The sequence below is a fragment of the Thermotoga sp. genome, assembly GCF_021162145.1.
Taxonomy (GTDB): domain Bacteria; phylum Thermotogota; class Thermotogae; order Thermotogales; family Thermotogaceae; genus Thermotoga.
The window spans coordinates 13,321-29,506 of the sequence record NZ_JAGGZH010000042.1; the positions used below are offsets into that span (position 1 = coordinate 13,321).

A 16,186-nucleotide genomic window follows, 5' to 3' on the forward strand; every position below is an offset into this window, starting at 1 on the left:
ATCCCCTTCACGCGACCGAAGGGGCATACTCCCCCCTCGGTGCCGGATACCCTCCACCTCAGGTGGGACAGGTTCTTCCAAGTTAATTTTATCACGAATTCAAATACTCTCTGTATCCCATCTTTTCAAGTTTTCTTGCTTTTTCTAGAACCTCTTGCTTCATTTTTTCTTTGTAGTCCTTCACCTTCTGGGCGATTTCTGGATACTTGATTCCAAGAATGGACGCTGCAAGTATACCGGCATTCTTCGCGTTGTTTATGGCAACGGTGGCGACGGGAACTCCCCCTGGCATCTGAACAATGGAGAAAAGAGAATCAAGACCGTTCAGTGTGGAAGTCTTGATGGGAACACCTATCACGGGAAGGTGTGTGATGCTTGCGACCATTCCGGGAAGGTGCGCTGCTCCTCCTGCGCCTGCGATGATGACCTCTATACCGCGCTCCTCGGCACTTTTCGCGTACTCGAACATGCGATTCGGAGTTCTGTGGGCAGAAACGATCGTGATTTCGTAGTCTATCCCGAACTCTTCGAGGATCTCCGCTGCTTGCTTCATTACAGGAAGATCAGAGTCACTCCCCATGATGATCCCTACTTTTGGCACACCATTCCCTCCTCCGATACGACCTTCAGAATCTTCTTGGTTTTCAAGGCCTTCTTGAGGGCATTTTCAACGTCCTCGTCCACCACGGTGAAGTGCCCCATCTTTCTGTATGGCCTTGTTTCCTTCTTTCCGTAGAAATGGAGTGAAAGGCCTCTTATGGCCAGGGCCTCTTCCAAGCCGATGAGGGTGGGTCTTCCACTGTGATTCCTCTCACCGAGCAAGTTTACCATCACAGCGGGAGTGAGAAGTTTCACAGAACCCAGAGGCAGGTTCATAATTGCCCTTATGTGCTGTTCGAACTGACTTGTTACGCACGCTTCTATGGTGTAGTGACCGGAGTTGTGCGGGCGTGGTGCGATCTCGTTGACTAGGATTTCACCGCTCCTTGTGAGAAACATCTCGATCCCAAAGATTCCCACACCTTCGAAGGCTTCCACGATGCTTCTTGCTATCTCCTGTCCTCTTTTTGCGTGTTTTTCTTCTATCCTTGCTGGTGCTATCACTGCGTCACAGATGTTTGCTTCCTCATCGAAGTACATCTCCACCACAGGGTAGCACGCTATTTCTCCTTTCTCGTTTCTTGCCACCATGACAGCGAGTTCTTTATCTATCTCGACGAACTCTTCGAGGTAAGTGTCACCGTATATGGCATTTTCCAGGTCTTTTTCACTTCTTATAACGAACACACCCCTGCCGTCGTATCCTCCCCTTCTTGCCTTCTGAACGACAGGAAAGTCGAAATCTTCAACGTCGCTTTTTAAATCTTTCACCAGCTTGTATCTGGGAACAGGAATGCCCTTTTTCCTCAGAAACTCCTTCTGGGCAAACTTGTCTTGGATGATTTCCAGAATGTATGGAGAAGGATGTATCCTGTAGCCCTCATCGTAGAGTCTTTTCAACGTTTGAACGTCTATGTGTTCAAGATCGTAAGTGGTGACGTCCGAGTTTTTCACCAGCTCTTCTATCTTTTCTGAGTCGAAGAACCCCGCCACCACCTGCTCGTCCGCCACCTGTCCTGCGGGACTCCTCGGAGTGGGATCGAGTACTGTCACGTAAAACCCCATCTTCTTCGCTTCCAGCGTCATCATCTTCCCGAGTTGTCCACCACCGATGATGCCGATCTTTTTCATCGCCTCCCTCCTTACCAGCTTCCCATGAAGAAGTAGAACTGCCAGTTTTTCTCGTTGAACCTATAGGCACCGCCGACCTCCACACTTCCAAGGAGTGGTATGACGAGATCAAGCTTCACCCCTGCGGAAGAGAGAAGGTTCATACTTCCGCCTTCCTCGATACCACCGTGGTCAAAGAACAGACCAGTCACAACCGGCACGTTCTCTCTCTGAAGGATCCAGTTCAGATCGGCTGAAAATTTGAACATCTTTTCGGTTTCGAAGTAGTTATAACCGCGCACCGCGTAGGGTCCAGATACTTCAAGAAGCTCCGTTCCAATCTCGTTGTAGACCATACCACCTGTTCCTTTGAAGCTCCAGTACAGGCTTTCAAAGATCGGATAGTACGCCTCGCCGATCAGAATCCCTTTCCAGTATTTCTGGTCGTCCAGTCCGAAGAGACCCGCACGCGTCAGATCGAGCGATAGATAGTACCCTTTTGTTGGTATTATTGCAGAATTCCTCGTGTTGTATTTGTATCTGAAAAGCGCCGCAAGAGTGCCCTTGCTTCCCTCAAGAAGTGTCTTTTCGTACAGAGCTCCCACACCGAAGGAGTGTCCCTTGTACGGGAGAGTGGATACGATCCCTTTAAGACTGACAGTGTCCGTTCCACTAGAAGTGGCGTAGTCTGTGTAGCCGATTCCAAGTTCGAAATTCATCGGAACTTCCAGTTTGGTAGGGAGTTTGACTCTTCCTTCAACACTCCTTTCGGTGAACCCGAGGTTCAAGTCCAGTGAGAATGACTCTCCGTATCCAAAGGAGTTCACGGCAGAGAGCTGAGCGGTTCCGGAGAATCCCTGCCACCACTCACCCTCTTTTGGCATGGTCCAACCAAGACCCCCAATGAAGTTTCTGGTCTTTTCAGCCTCTTTCAGGTCAATCACCACGTCCACCTGGGTTGCCGTCGCAGAAAGTTGCGGATAGATGTTAACAGCGTCGAAATATCTGCTGTTCTGCAGGTAGGAATATGTGAGCATGATTTCTTCTTTGTTGAGCGGTTCCCCTTCCTCTATGGTGATCAGATTCTCCACCACGTACGGTCTGGTTCTCTTCAGACCTTCTATCTTGACTGAGCGAACGTACTTTTCGTAGACGTTGAATACGAGCCTGTCATCTTCCACTTCCGTTTCTACCCAGATGTATGGGTAGTTGTTCTTGTCGTAAAAATCCACCACCCTGTTCATGGCGAGAAGAATCTGGGAGTTCGTGTAAGTCTCACCTGTGGAAAGCCCGGACACGCGAAGTAGTTCCTGATCCGTAAAGATCGTGTTTCCGTGAAAGACGATCTCTTTGAACGCTTTTTGACCTTCAAATATCTTTCTCTGAACCACCTTGACGATCATGATCACAACGTTCTTCTCAGTGATGTCTTTCACTGTTGTTTTCTTAAAGTCCACGGACGTTTCCTGGGAGAAAAAGGGATAGGAGTTCAGAACGGAGATGAGCTTGTTTACTTCCGAAAGGGTGGGATAGAAGTCTTTCTTGCTCATCGTGAAGAATCTGACCAGAGGGGAGGAAGAGTAGTAGTCCCTCAGGGTCTTTATACCCGCCTTCGAGAGAATAGAGACAATATCTAGACCATCCGTCTCACCGTTGAACACGATATCCCAGAGAGCGTACTCTTTCACAACGATCTTGTAAGTTCCGTTCTCGAAGTTCCCGTTTATCTCCACAAGGAAGTATCCCGCTTCCTGGTACCTGCTTCTAATCGCCTCGAAGGTCTCCTTCAGGAAGTTCGTATTCAGCGGCATGTCCTTTTCGATTTTCACGAGTTTTTCGAGTTCTTTTCGGTCGACCAGACCAGGTCCTTCCACCTCAAGCCTCCAGTCCCTGACTACGGGGTTCTCTTTCAACAACACAACGAGTCTGTATCCCACGTCCGATGATTCCAGAGAGGGGGTAAGGGAGGAAAAGTATCCCAGCTCGAAGACCTTTTTGAGATATTCCTGGATTTCTTCTGATGTGACTTCTCCAAACAGCTTTCCAACTTTCTTTACGATGAACTCTGGTGTAAGAGTGCTCAGCCCCTCGAATTTCACTTCGGATATGTAGACCGCTATGGAAGAGACAGTCAGGAGTGTCAGAGCCAGTAGTGTCAGCACTTTTCTCTTCATACCCGTACCTCCTTCAACAAATCTCCGCTGTAGGCATGTTTGATGAAGGCCTCGAACGTCCAGGGACATTTTTCCTTGAAGATCCTTGCGATGGCCAGGGCGTACTGTTGAATCTCCCATTGTGCATGTGAATCTGCTCTCAGGTTCAGAAAGTTCATAAGACTACGTGCGTTCACGGTCCAGTAAAAGCGCGTGTAGAGATTCAAGGGAAGTACTATTCTGGCAACTTCCCTTGGAACTCCAGATTCAAGCAGCTCCATGTAAGTTTGATAAGCCTCATTCACTATGTGTGATATCTTTTCAATAGCCTTTTCCGGATCGATTTTGGACGGCCCAAAACGCTGGAGAGGGGGTATGTAGAATTCGTGAGAGAGTTTTGAATATCTACCGCTCAATTCGTTGTAAGACGCTATCCTGTGTCTGAACCATTGCCTTGCAACGAATATGGGAGCCTTCACATGAAAGGTGAACACGATGTGCTCGAAGGGGGATTCATGACCGTGCTTCATGAGGTACTCAACGAGATGTCTGTCTTTTTCTTCGTCTTTCAGCTTCATATTGAAGGAAACCCGTGCAGCTCGAACCGCTGAAAGATCGTTTCCCATGACATCCACTAGTTCGACAAAACCCTTATCGAGGACGGGAATTTTCATGATCGATCCTCCCCGTGTGAAGGTTCCTCTGATTAATACTATCATAAGAGGGCTGAGTTCCCTCAGCCCTCTTTTTTCGTCATGATCCTGACAATGGTTTTTTCGATCCGCTCTCTGTCTATCTTATTACCGTCCTTCAGTATTTTCAAAGCGGCCTTTATCACGAGAATCCTCGGGTATTTTACAAGCATTTCCTTGACAGGATCTCTCTTCATGCCGATCACACTCCTTGACAAGAGGGATGTGTTAGAATATAATCTAGTGCGGTATGGGCTCGTAGCTCAGCTGGCAGAGCGCCCGGCTCATAACCGGGTGGTCGGGGGTTCGAATCCTCCCGAGCCCACCAGACTTGGAAAGGAGAGCATTGCTCTCCTTATTATTTTAACACACCTTTCAAAATTCTCAAGTGTGAACGAGGTTGACAAGGAAAGAGTGTGATAGTAAAATTATTGAACGGTCCCAGGCGGCGTAGCTCAGTGGCGAGAGCGGGTGATTCATAATCACCGTGTCGTGGGTTCGAGTCCCACCGCCGCCATAGAGGCCATTGAAAAAAGAATAGAGCCAGCGTAGCTCAATTGGTAGAGCGACTGATTTGTAATCAGTAGGTTGTGGGTTCGAGTCCCACCGCTGGCTCCAAAGGAATCTTCAGTGGTGGGGTGCCCGAGTGGCCAAAGGGGGCGGACTGTAAATCCGCTGGCAGAATGCCTTCGGAGGTTCAAATCCTCCCCCCACCACCAGATCTTTTTGAGAAAGGGTGAAACGACATGCGAGTGCTGGTAGCCCTGAAATGTTCCAAATGTGGAAACAAGAATTACTACACTACGAAGAACAAGGACAAAAGAGCAAAGCTTGAGTTGAGGAAGTACTGTCCGAAATGCAACTCTCACACTGTCCATACTGAAACTAAAGCATAATTGCAGGGCCGTAGCTCAACTGGTAGAGCGCCGGTCTCCAAAACCGGTGGTTGCGGGTTCGAGTCCTGCCGGCCCTGCCATTTTATGATTTGAGGGGGCATGAAAGGTGGAAAAGCTTCGAAGATTTTTCAGAGAAGTAATCGCTGAGGCAAAGAAGGTTTCCTGGCCTTCCCAAAGGGAGCTTTTTACTTCTTTCAGTGTCGTACTCGTGATTTTGATCGTCACAGGACTTTATTTTTTTGTGCTGGATTTCATATTTTCTGGTGTGGTTAGTGCTATCTTCAAAGCACTCGGTATAGGATAAGGTGATGAGTGATGAAGAAAAAGTGGTACATAATAATCACCATGTCAGGGTACGAAGAAAAGGTTAAGGAAAACATCGAAAGAAAAATAGAAGCCACGGGCATCAGGAATCTTGTCGATCGGATAGTGATTCCTGAGGAAGTAGTTTTGGATGCCACCAGCCCCTCTGAAAGGATCATCCTTTCTCCCAGAGCCAAGTTGCATGTTGGCAACGGTAAGGATGTGAATAAAGGAGATCTCATCGCCGAGGAACCTCCCGTCTACGTTAGGCGAAATGGCGTGATCGTCGAAGTGAAGAACGTGAGGAAAATGGTGATAGAGACCATCGATAGGAAGTACACAAAAACGTACTATATACCTGAGTCGGCCGGGATTGAAACGGGTTTGAAGGTGGGCACGAAAGTGAAACAGGGGCTACCTCTTTCCAGGAACGAGGAGTATATCTGTGAACTCGATGGAAGGATTGTTGAGACAGAACGTATGAAAAAGGTTGTTGTCCAAACACCAGAGGGAGAACAGGACGTTTACTACATACCAAAGGACGTGTTCGATAGAGCAAGGATAAGAAAAGGGAAGGAGATAAAGCAGGGAGAAATGCTCGCAGAGGCAAGGAAGTTTTTCGCAAAGGTCTCTGGAAGGGTTGAGGTTGTCGATTACCCCACGAGAAAGGAGATCAGGATTTACAGGACAAAGAAGAGGAAACTCTTTCCAGGCTACGTTTTCGTAGAGATGATCATGAACGATGAGGCGTACAATTTCGTTCGCTCCGTACCTTACGTTATGGGTTTTGTAAGTTCCGGTGGACAACCTATTCCCGTTAAGGACAAGGAGATAAGACCTATTCTGAGGCTGGCTGGTCTTGAAGAGTACGAAGAGAAGAAGAAGCTGATCAAGGTGGAAATAGGTTTCAAAGTGGGAGATACGGTGAAGATAATAAGTGGCCCATTCGAAGATTTTGCCGGCGTTATAAAAGAGATAGATCCAGAAAGACAAGAGCTGAAAGTTAACGTGACCATTTTCGGAAGAGAAACACCTGTCGTGCTCCACGTTTCCGAGGTGGAGAAGATCGAGTGAGAGAAAACGTGGGAGGAATTTTCCGTACCACGTATAAGGAGGTTTGGAAACATGGCGAAGAAAGTGGTGGCTCAGATCAAGTTGCAACTACCAGCAGGTAAAGCTACACCGGCACCTCCTGTGGGACCTGCTTTGGGGCAGCACGGTGTGAACATCATGGAGTTCTGCAAGAGATTCAATGCGCAGACGGCGGATAAAGCCGGTATGATTCTCCCTGTCGTCATCACGGTGTACGAGGACAAGTCGTTCACTTTCATCATCAAAACACCACCTGCCTCTTTCCTTCTAAAAAGGGCAGCGAGCATAGAGAAGGGATCCTCCGAGGCGAAGAGGAAGATTGTTGGAAAGGTGACGAGGAAACAAATCGAAGAGATTGCAAAGATAAAGATGCCAGACCTGAACGCCAACAATCTCGAAGCGGCTATGAGGATCATAGAAGGAACAGCTAAGAGTATGGGAATAGAAGTGGTAGACTGATATGATGGAAAGGAGGAGGCGTAATGCCGAAGCACTCCAAAAGGTACCTGGAAGTGAAAAAGCTGGTAGATCGTACGAAGTACTACAATCTGGACGAAGCGGTGGAGCTTGTCAAAAAGACAGCCACTGCGAAGTTCGATGAGACAATAGAGCTTCACATTCAGACGGGGATAGATTACAGAAGGCCTGATCAGCATGTGAGAGGCACCATTGTCCTTCCTCATGGAACAGGAAAAGAAGTGAAGGTCCTCGTGTTTGCAAGGGGTGAGAAAGCAAAAGAGGCACAGGAAGCAGGAGCAGATTACGTGGGAGCAGAAGATCTGGTGGAGAAGATAGAAAAGGAAGGATTCCTCGATTTCGACGTGGCGATAGCAACTCCGGATATGATGAGGATAATCGGTAGGCTCGGAAAGATTCTGGGGCCAAGGGGATTGATGCCCTCACCGAAGTCTGGAACCGTGGCGAACGAAGTAGCAGAAACCGTTAAGGAGTTCAAAAAAGGAAGAATCGAGGTCAGAACGGATAAAACGGGAAACATTCACATACCGGTGGGAAAGAGAAGTTTCGAGAACGAAAAGATCAAAGAAAACGTCATGTCTGCTATCAAACAGATCATGCAGATGAAACCTGCTGGTGTAAAGGGACAGTTCATAAAGAAAGTGGTTCTCTCTTCTACAATGGGGCCAGGGATAAAGTTGAACCTCCAGAGCGTTCTGAAGGAGTAAGACAATAGTCGCTCGACGCCGTAGATGGCAGGGCCCTCTTCGGGTTAAAGATCCTGCCGGAGGCGTCCCGAAAAGGCATCAAGGCCTTTTTTGTGGACCCTCCGGGGTCCACAAAATTTTTTTGGGAGGTGAATTCGTTGCTGACCAGACAACAAAAAGAAGCAATAGTAAAAGAGATGACCGAGATATTCAAGGAGACATCTCTAGTGCTGTTCGCAGACTTTTCTGGTTTTACCGTTGCTGACCTCACAGAGCTCCGCTCCAGGCTGAGGGAGAAGTACAACAGCGGTGCCAGATTCAAAGTTGTGAAAAACACACTCCTGAATCTTTCCTTGAAGAGCGCAGGGTATGAGGAATACGAGGAATTTCTCAAAGGTCCCACTGCCGTTCTCTATGTCACCGATGGCGATCCTGTGGAAGCGGTAAAGATCATCTACAACTTCTACAAAGAGAAAAACGCAGACTTTTCAAAACTGAAGGGTGGTTTTCTTGAGGGAAGGAAGTTCTCTTCGGAAGAAGTAGAAAAAATCGCCAAGCTCCCATCCAGGGAAGAGCTCTACGCCATGCTCGTTGGTCGTGTGAAGGCACCGATATCTGGTCTTGTCTTCGTACTGAGTGGTCTCTTGAGAAACCTTGTGCTTGTGCTCAATGCCGTTAAAGAGAAAAAATCTGAATGATTGGAGGTGTGTGGAGATGACGATTGACGAGATCGTTGAAGCTATCGAGAAATTGACGGTTTCAGAGCTCGCAGAACTCGTTAAAAAATTGGAAGACAAATTCGGTGTGACGGCCGCCGCTCCCGTGGCAGTTGCCGCTGCGCCGGCTGCCGGAGCCGCTGGAGCCGCTCAGGAAGAAAAGACGGAATTCGATGTGGTTTTGAAGAGCTTTGGCCAGAACAAGGTTCAGGTGATCAAGGTTGTGAGGGAGATCACAGGACTCGGCCTGAAAGAGGCAAAGGACCTTGTCGAGAAGGCTGGAACACCAGATGCTGTCATCAAAAGCGGTGTTTCCAAAGAAGAAGCCGAGGAACTCAAGAAGAAACTCGAGGAAGTTGGAGCAGAGGTGGAATTGAAGTAAATTTTCGTTTGTGAAAAAAGTATGTTGCAACCCTGTACCGCCCCTTGCCGGTACAGGGTTTTTGTGCTTTAATAAAGAGAGTGCGATACGAGTATTTCTTCTCGCCCATCTGCTTTCTTTCTTTTCCAACAGTTAAAACCCAGGAGGAAGGAAATCCTGGGGGTTTTTCACTCCATAATGAGAGGTGAGAAAATGAAAGAGATTTCCTGTGGTAGGAGAACGAGGGTTTCTTTCGGTAAAACTCGAGAGCCCCTACCCGTACCTGACCTCGTGGAAATTCAGAAAAACTCCTACCGAAGGTTCCTCGAAAAAGGTCTCCTCGAAGTTCTCAAGAAGTTCTCTCCGATCTACTCACAATCGACCCGTTCAGACCTGAAGAGATCCGACAAGGGGTTCGCACTCGAATTCGTCTCCACGAGAGTGGGTGATCCTACCGTTGACCCTCTCGAATGTAAAGCCAAAGGTTTGACCTACAGCGTTCCCGTGTACGCAACCACGCGTCTCACGGACATAAAGAGTGGTGAGATGAAAGAAGAAGAAGTATTTCTGGGATACATTCCCTACATGACGGAAAGAGGTACCTTCATAATAAACGGTGCGGAAAGGGTTGTGGTGAATCAGATCGTTGTTTCTCCAGGGCTTTACTTTTCGGCGGAATACATAGATAGAGAGGAATACGGTGGTTATTTCCTACCGTCCCGAGGGGCGTGGCTCGAGGTTATCCTTGACCCGTACGATGGTGTCCTTTACGCTGGTCTGGACGGGAAAAAAGTCAACCTTTTTCTGTTCTTGAAGACCATAGGATACGAAAAGGATGAAGACATCCTCTCTCTCTATCCCACATTCCTCGATGGGGACGACGAGGATAGTCTGCTTTTGCACGTGGGTTCTATCATTCTCGAAGATATCTACGACGGTGACAGGCGGATAGCAGAAAAGTGGGATATCCTCACCAAGGACTTGGCGGAAAGAATTCTGATGTCACCTAACATAGAGCAGATCAAAATCGTTCACCCGATCGCTCAGAACACGTTCGAGAAAATGCTGGAGATCCTTTCCACTGGTGAAGAAAGCGAGGCTGAAGAGGAGAAAACGAAGGTCTACGGCTTGAATGAAGTGACGGTCGTGGATGCTTACCTTGAGATCTTCAGAAGATTGAGGCCAGAAGAACTCCCAAGGATCAACGCCGCAAGGAGGTATCTGCACGATCTGTTCTTCAATCCGGAAAGGTATGATCTTTCGGAAGTGGGAAGGTATAAAGTAAACGAGAGACTGAAGAACGCTTACGTCAGATATCTGGTGGAGGTCGAGGGTGAAGACCCGGAAGAAGCCAGAAAGAAAACGTACAACGAAACTGCCACCATTTTGAAACCTCTCGACATCGTTCTGGCTTCCAGAATACTGTTCGATTATTTCGAAAGGAGATACATCAACGACTTCGAGATAGATTCCTACGAGATGAAAAACTTGATAAGAATATTCAAAGAGGAGTATCTTTCGAAGAGGAAGACAGCGCCGTACGATTTGAGAAAGCTCATCTCCGCGTTCAGAAGGAGCTACGATGTCACATCGGACATAGGTGTCTTCGCGGCCATCAGATACGTTTCCAACATAAACAAAGAACTTCCATCGATTCCCTTCGATACGAAAGACCATCTTGGAAACAAACGCATCAGGTCTGTTGGAGAACTTGTACAGAGGGAATTCGAAAGACTCTTTGCCCGTGCGCAAAAAGCCATACAGGAAAGACTCACCCTGATAAATTCTCTGAGTAAGGTCTCTATACAGAGTTTGATAAACATCAAATCCATAATCTCAACGGTTAATCAGTTTTTTGCTATGAACCAGCTCTCCCAGTTCATGGATCAAGTGAATCCTCTTTCAGAGCTCACCCACAAGAGGAGGGTGTCGGCAGTCGGTCCCGGTGGGTTGAGGAGAGAATCGAAGGTCTTCGAAGCGAGGAATGTTCATTATTCTCAGTACGGAAGGTTGTGTCCCATTGAAACACCCGAAGGTGCGAACATAGGGTTTATCACCTCGCTTGCGATATACGCCAAGGTGGACGAATACGGATTTCTGATGACACCTTACAGGAGGGTAGTCAACGGCAAGGTAACCGACGAGATCGTTTATCTGAGAGCAAACGAGGAGGAAGAGTACAAGATAGTTCCCGCCACCACACCTGTTGACGAAGATGGAAACATCATACAAGAACGTGTCGTGGCACGTATAGGTGAAGATATCAGACTCGTTCCGAAAGAAGAGGTCGACCTCATGGACGTTTCTACGAAGCAGCCGTTCAGCGTCTCTGCTTCTCTCATACCTTTCCTCGAACACGACGATGCCAGCAGGGCTCTCATGGGTTCCAACATGCAGAGGCAAGCTGTTCCCCTCCTAAAGACGGAAGCTCCCCTCGTTGGAACAGGTATGGAGTGGGAGGCTGCGAAGAACTCGGGTTATGTTGTTCTGGCAAAGCACAATGGAATCGTGAAAGAAGTGGACGCTTCCAAAATCATCATCCATCGAACCGATGAGAACGGAAATCTCATGTACGATGAAAACGGAGAGCCCGTCCTGGACGAGTACAGACTTTTGAAGTTCGTGAGGTCCAATCAGGATACGACCATAAACCAGAAACCTATTGTGAACGAAGGAGACTTTGTCAAAGAAGGTGAACCGATAGCCGATGGTCCCGCAACGGACATGGGTGAGCTGGCCCTTGGAAGGAACATCCTCGTGGCGTTCATGCCGTGGGAAGGTTATAACTACGAAGATGCCATTTTGGTCAGTCAAGAACTCCTCGAAGAGGATATTTTCACGTCTGTCCATATAGAGGTTTACGAGACCCAGGCCAGAGAAACGAGATTGGGGCCCGAAGAGATCACTGCTGATATTCCGAACGTGAGCAAAGAACTCCTCAGGAACCTCGACGAAAACGGAATCATAAGAGTGGGTGCTTACGTGGTGAGCGACTACGGGGTGGGTTCCCAGGCCATACTTGTTGGAAAGGTAACACCCAAGGGAGAAGGGGATACCACTCCCGAAGAGAAGATCATCAGATCTGTCTTTGGGGAAAGGGGTCGAGACGTCAAGGACACCTCTTTGAGACTTCCACACGGCGTTGAGGGAAGGGTCATAAGAGTGGATGTATACGATCAGAACGATATAGCAGACCTGGGATCCGGCGTTTTGAAACTAGTCAGGGTGTACGTAGCGGCTAGAAAAACGCTGGACATAGGAGACAAACTGGCAGGACGTCATGGAAACAAGGGAGTTGTTTCCAACATCCTTCCAAAGGAAGACATGCCGTTCTTGCCTGACGGAACGCCAGTGCAGATGGTTCTAAACCCGCTTGGAATACCATCCCGTATGAACGTGGGTCAAATCCTTGAAACACACCTTGGATGGCTTGCAAAACTGACGGGTAAGTGGTTCGCAACACCTGTTTTCGAAGGTGCTCACGAAGACGAGATCTTGAAGCCGCTGTATGAGGAAAGAAAGAAGAGGGGACTGCACCTGGGGGACGATGAGAATAATCCCACCGGAAAGGTCATCCTGCGAGATGGCCGAACGGGAGAGCCATTCGACAACCCGGTTGTAGTCGGTTACATGTACATGCTCAAGCTGGTACATATAGCCAAGGAAAAGATACACGCAAGATCCACGGGACCTTACTCTCTGATTCATCAGCAACCTTTGGGTGGAAAGTCCCACTTCGGTGGTCAGAGGCTCGGTGAGATGGAAGTCTGGGCCCTGGAAGCTTACGGTGCTGCTCACACACTTGCGGAAATGCTCACGATAAAGTCCGATGACATCAAAGGAAGAAACGAAGCCTACAAAGCCATACTCAAAAACATGAACATACCGGAGCCGGGTGTTCCCGAGAGCTTCAGAGTCCTTATCAAGGAGTTGAGAGGCCTGGCTCTCGACGTCAGACTCTATGACGAGAATGGTAAGGAGATAGATATCGATAAGTACTGATCGGGAGGGTGATAGGATGCCCATGTCTTCTTTCAAGAGGAAAATAAAAGCGATACAAATAAAAATAGCCTCCCCGGATGTGATAAGAAGCTGGTCTGGTGGAGAGGTAAAGAAACCGGAGACGATAAATTACAGAACGTTCAAACCTGAACGCGATGGGCTGTTTTGTGAGAGAATCTTCGGCCCTGTGAAGGATTATGAGTGTGCATGTGGTAAGTACAAGGGAAAGAAGTACGAGGGAACCGTCTGTGAAAGGTGCGGTGTTAGGGTCGAGTCCAGAGAGGCCAGAAGGAAGAGGATGGGACATATAGAGCTGGCAGCACCCGCCGTTCACATCTGGTATCTGGAGAGCATTCCGAGTGTCCTCGGGACCCTCTTGAATATGAACGTCGCCGATCTGGAGAACATCATTTACTACGGAAGTCGCCGTGTGATAGAAAGGGCGTTCATCATCACCGATCCTAAAGATACACCCTTCGCGCAGGGCGATATCATCTACGAGACGGAGTACAGGATTTACAGGAAGAAATGGGACTTCGAAGTTGAACAGGCGTTCATCGTGAAGAATCCCAGGTCTCCGGTTCTTTCGGACATAGATGGTGAAGTTGCTCTGAAAACAGAAAGATCCGTCACCGGAAGAGAGATCACGTGGATCATAGTGAAAAACGTAAGCAGGGCTGAACACACGGTCCTTCCAGGCATGGTCATCACCGTGAAAGATGGACAGGAAGTGGAAAAGGGACAGGATCTGACCAAAGAAATGAATGTTGACTCTATATATGCCCCGTTCGACGGGCACGTAGAAATCGACGAGATTTCAAACACGATAACGGTAAAGCCTCTCACGACGAGCAAGGATCAACCTGTTGTTTTCACCGTACCGTACGGGGCGAAAGTTCTCGTCTCGAACGGTCAGAAGGTGAAGAAGGGTGATCAGCTCACCACCTCTACCGTTCTCCCAGCAGTCAAGGCAAGCATATCCGGAAGAGTGAAATTCGGTTCCAACCTCAACATGAGAGCGCTGGAAGATGGCAGTTTTGAGGTGCTCTCGTCGGGAAGCGTGTACATCGAGCAAGTGATAGAGGAAAGAAGGTACCCTGTTTTCGAAGGTGCCCTTGTCTACGTGAACAACGGTGACAAGGTGAAAAAAGGAGACCACCTTGCCGACAGATTTCTGTTCGAAGAAGAATACCTCTCCTCCACTGAATATAAGATCTTCGAATCGCACTATCCGACCATGTTCGATGTTGAGGAAAGAACGGAAAACGACAGGCCAATTGTGGTTGTAACGGACATAGATCCCGAGGTCTCGAAAGAAACGGGTCTGAAGATGGGAGATATCATCACCGAGAACGAATACGAGGCGTACCTCCAGATTTATCCAGAAAAAATAGTAGCAGATGCCGGTGCCCAGGCGATAAAAAAACTTCTTCAAAATCTGGATTTAGAGGAACTGAGAGCTGAACTCGAAGCTGAGCTAAAGAAGCTGCCCGCTTCCAGTTCGAAAGCGATAAAGCTGAGAAGAAGGCTGAAGATGGTAAAGGACTTCATCAAATCGGGTAACAAACCGGAGTGGATGGTGCTGGAAGTTGTACCCGTGATTCCTCCGGACCTCAGACCCATGATCCAGATCGAAGGAGGAAGATTCGCTACAACGGACCTCAACGAGCTTTACAGAAGGTTGATCAACAGAAACAACAGGCTCAAGAAACTACTGGAACTCGGTGCCCCCGAGATCATCCTGAGGAATGAAAAGAGGATGCTCCAGGAAGCGGTTGACGCGCTCATACACAACGGGTCCGATTCTGAAGGAAAGAGAAACAGAAGAGCGGTTCTGAAAGACAGAAACGGCAGGCCTCTGAAGTCCCTCACCGATCTTCTGAAGGGAAAGAAGGGAAGGTTCAGAAGGAACCTTCTTGGAAAGAGGGTGGATTATTCTGGAAGGGCCGTCATCGTTGTCGGTCCGCATCTGAAGATTCACCAATGTGGTATCCCAAAGAAAATGGCGATGGAGCTTTTCAAGCCGTTTGTTCTGGCAAAACTTTTAGGAGAAGGAAGCGCCAGTAAAACAATGAGAAAGGTCAAAAAAGCGATCATAGAAAAAGAAATGCCCGAAGCCTGGGAAGTACTCGAAGAGGTGATAAAAGGTAGCGTGGTCCTTCTCAACAGAGCTCCTACGCTTCACAGGATGTCCATACAGGCGTTCGAACCAAAGCTGGTGGAAGGAAACGCCATACAGCTTCATCCCGTGGTGTGTCCACCGTTCAATGCAGACTTCGATGGAGACCAGATGGCCGTTCACGTTCCACTCTCGGCTGCTGCGCAGGCGGAAGCAAGGCTTCTCATGCTCTCAAGGTACAACATAATCTCCCCGGCACACGGAAAACCCATCTCTCTTCCAACACAGGACATCATCATCGGATCCTACTATCTCACAACGGTAGGAAAGGATTTCAACTCTTTAAGGGAAGAGGATATCAAATGGAGGTTCTCCTCTCCTGAGGAGGCGATGCTAGCGTATCATCTTGGATACATAAAGCTTCATACACCGATTCTCATAAAGGTGAACATGAAAGGGGAGGAGAAGAGAATAAAGACGACCCTTGGAAGAGTCATCTTCAACAATATACTTCCGGAAGATTTGAGAGACTACAGCAAAATATTCGATAAGAAGCAGATAAACGCTCTTGTTTATGAAACTTTCAAGAGATACGGTATAGACAGAGCGGCTGACCTTCTCGACGACGTGAAAACCCTCGGTTTCCACTATGCAACCGTCTCTGGACTCACACTCTCGCTCAAAGATTTGAAGATTCCACTAAAACGTGACGAGATCTTGAAGAAAACCTGGGAAAAGGTCAGAATCATCGAGGAAAACTACGAAAGAGGTTTTTTAACTGAAGAGCAGCGAAAGAGTGAAATCATAAGGCTCTGGATGAATGTCACCGAGGAAATTACAAAGCTCACATCTGAAACGCTTGCAGAGGACCCGTTTAATCCCATCTACATGATGGTGAACTCCGGAGCGAGAGGTAACATCGATCAGGTGAAACAGCTCGCGGGTATCAGAGGATTGATGATCAAAGCGTACGATCCAA

General features: G+C 48.1%; 13 protein-coding genes, 5 tRNA genes and 1 pseudogene. 14 read left to right on the forward strand and 5 right to left on the reverse strand.

All coding sequences use genetic code 11. The features are described 5' to 3' along the window. Positions 1-91: 91 nt before the first annotated feature. The 5 genes from purE to J7K79_RS03395 all read right to left on the reverse strand — a co-directional run bounded on the left by purE (position 92) and on the right by J7K79_RS03395 (position 4,752). Positions 92-601 (reverse strand): 5-(carboxyamino)imidazole ribonucleotide mutase, encoded by a 510-nt coding sequence (gene purE, locus J7K79_RS03375; RefSeq protein WP_296905182.1) that lies wholly within the window; start codon positions 599-601, stop codon positions 92-94. Continuing rightward, positions 589-1,731 (reverse strand): 5-(carboxyamino)imidazole ribonucleotide synthase, encoded by a 1,143-nt coding sequence (gene purK, locus J7K79_RS03380; RefSeq protein WP_296905185.1) that lies wholly within the window; start codon positions 1,729-1,731, stop codon positions 589-591. Before purK ends, purE begins: the two co-directional genes overlap by 13 nt. 11 nt (positions 1,732-1,742) lie before the next feature. After that, positions 1,743-3,884: an outer membrane protein assembly factor gene (locus J7K79_RS03385; protein ID WP_296905187.1), complete on the reverse strand. Its 2,142-nt coding sequence runs from the start codon at positions 3,882-3,884 to the stop codon at positions 1,743-1,745. After that, positions 3,881-4,537, reverse strand: a complete 657-nt coding sequence (thyX, locus tag J7K79_RS03390) for an FAD-dependent thymidylate synthase (protein WP_296905189.1) — start codon at positions 4,535-4,537, stop codon at positions 3,881-3,883. Before thyX ends, J7K79_RS03385 begins: the two co-directional genes overlap by 4 nt. Before the next feature lie 62 nt (positions 4,538-4,599). Continuing rightward, on the reverse strand, positions 4,600-4,752 hold the full coding sequence (locus J7K79_RS03395) for a hypothetical protein (protein WP_296905191.1): 153 nt from the start codon (positions 4,750-4,752) through the stop codon (positions 4,600-4,602). Between the two features lie 55 nt (positions 4,753-4,807). Between J7K79_RS03395 and J7K79_RS03400 the strand changes: the two genes are divergently transcribed. The 14 genes and pseudogenes from J7K79_RS03400 to rpoC form a co-directional block, all read left to right on the forward strand. Continuing rightward, positions 4,808-4,883 (forward strand) — tRNA-Met (locus J7K79_RS03400). A gap of 116 nt (positions 4,884-4,999) precedes the next feature. Next, a tRNA-Met gene (locus J7K79_RS03405) sits at positions 5,000-5,072 on the forward strand. Between the two features lie 25 nt (positions 5,073-5,097). Further along, a tRNA-Thr gene (locus J7K79_RS03410) sits at positions 5,098-5,173 on the forward strand. Between the two features lie 14 nt (positions 5,174-5,187). Further along, positions 5,188-5,274 (forward strand) — tRNA-Tyr (locus J7K79_RS03415). Between the two features lie 27 nt (positions 5,275-5,301). Further along, complete coding sequence (rpmG, locus tag J7K79_RS03420) at positions 5,302-5,451, forward strand: 50S ribosomal protein L33 (RefSeq protein WP_081434630.1); 150 nt, start codon at positions 5,302-5,304, stop codon at positions 5,449-5,451. Positions 5,452-5,455: 4 nt separating this feature from the next. Next, positions 5,456-5,531 (forward strand) — tRNA-Trp (locus J7K79_RS03425). A gap of 26 nt (positions 5,532-5,557) precedes the next feature. Continuing rightward, the gene (secE, locus tag J7K79_RS03430) at positions 5,558-5,755 is read left to right on the forward strand and encodes a preprotein translocase subunit SecE (RefSeq protein ID WP_296905195.1); all 198 of its coding nucleotides are present in this window, start codon (positions 5,558-5,560) and stop codon (positions 5,753-5,755) included. 11 nt (positions 5,756-5,766) lie between these two features. Beyond that, entirely contained in the window at positions 5,767-6,828 is a 1,062-nt protein-coding gene (nusG, locus tag J7K79_RS03435; RefSeq protein WP_296905197.1) for a transcription termination/antitermination protein NusG, read from the forward strand. A gap of 51 nt (positions 6,829-6,879) precedes the next feature. Beyond that, on the forward strand, positions 6,880-7,305 hold the full coding sequence (gene rplK, locus J7K79_RS03440) for a 50S ribosomal protein L11 (protein WP_296905199.1): 426 nt from the start codon (positions 6,880-6,882) through the stop codon (positions 7,303-7,305). A gap of 23 nt (positions 7,306-7,328) precedes the next feature. Beyond that, positions 7,329-8,030 (forward strand): 50S ribosomal protein L1, encoded by a 702-nt coding sequence (gene rplA, locus J7K79_RS03445; protein WP_296905202.1) that lies wholly within the window; start codon positions 7,329-7,331, stop codon positions 8,028-8,030. Between the two features lie 137 nt (positions 8,031-8,167). Continuing rightward, the gene (rplJ, locus tag J7K79_RS03450; RefSeq protein WP_296905204.1) at positions 8,168-8,707 is read left to right on the forward strand and encodes a 50S ribosomal protein L10; all 540 of its coding nucleotides are present in this window, start codon (positions 8,168-8,170) and stop codon (positions 8,705-8,707) included. Between the two features lie 16 nt (positions 8,708-8,723). Next, positions 8,724-9,107, forward strand: a complete 384-nt coding sequence (rplL, locus tag J7K79_RS03455; protein WP_296905206.1) for a 50S ribosomal protein L7/L12 — start codon at positions 8,724-8,726, stop codon at positions 9,105-9,107. Between the two features lie 192 nt (positions 9,108-9,299). Beyond that, positions 9,300-13,088, forward strand: coding sequence for a DNA-directed RNA polymerase subunit beta (locus tag J7K79_RS03460; protein ID WP_296905208.1), 3,789 nt, complete (start codon positions 9,300-9,302; stop codon positions 13,086-13,088). Between the two features lie 16 nt (positions 13,089-13,104). Beyond that, positions 13,105-16,186: pseudogene (gene rpoC, locus J7K79_RS03465) on the forward strand (DNA-directed RNA polymerase subunit beta'); the annotation flags it as partial.

Excerpts from the sequence above, each read along its gene's own strand:
- purK (WP_296905185.1), bottom strand. The coding sequence starts at position 1,731 with ATGAAAAAGATCGGCATCATCGGTGGTGGACAACTCGGGAAGATGATG.
- J7K79_RS03385 (WP_296905187.1), bottom strand. The coding sequence starts at position 3,884 with ATGAAGAGAAAAGTGCTGACACTACTGGCTCTGACACTCCTGACTGTC.
- thyX (WP_296905189.1), bottom strand. The coding sequence starts at position 4,537 with ATGAAAATTCCCGTCCTCGATAAGGGTTTTGTCGAACTAGTGGATGTC.
- J7K79_RS03395 (WP_296905191.1), bottom strand. The coding sequence starts at position 4,752 with ATGAAGAGAGATCCTGTCAAGGAAATGCTTGTAAAATACCCGAGGATT.
- rpmG (WP_081434630.1), top strand. The coding sequence starts at position 5,302 with ATGCGAGTGCTGGTAGCCCTGAAATGTTCCAAATGTGGAAACAAGAAT.
- nusG (WP_296905197.1), top strand. The coding sequence starts at position 5,767 with ATGAAGAAAAAGTGGTACATAATAATCACCATGTCAGGGTACGAAGAA.
- rplK (WP_296905199.1), top strand. The coding sequence starts at position 6,880 with ATGGCGAAGAAAGTGGTGGCTCAGATCAAGTTGCAACTACCAGCAGGT.
- rplA (WP_296905202.1), top strand. The coding sequence starts at position 7,329 with ATGCCGAAGCACTCCAAAAGGTACCTGGAAGTGAAAAAGCTGGTAGAT.
- rplL (WP_296905206.1), top strand. The coding sequence starts at position 8,724 with ATGACGATTGACGAGATCGTTGAAGCTATCGAGAAATTGACGGTTTCA.
- J7K79_RS03460 (WP_296905208.1), top strand. The coding sequence starts at position 9,300 with ATGAAAGAGATTTCCTGTGGTAGGAGAACGAGGGTTTCTTTCGGTAAA.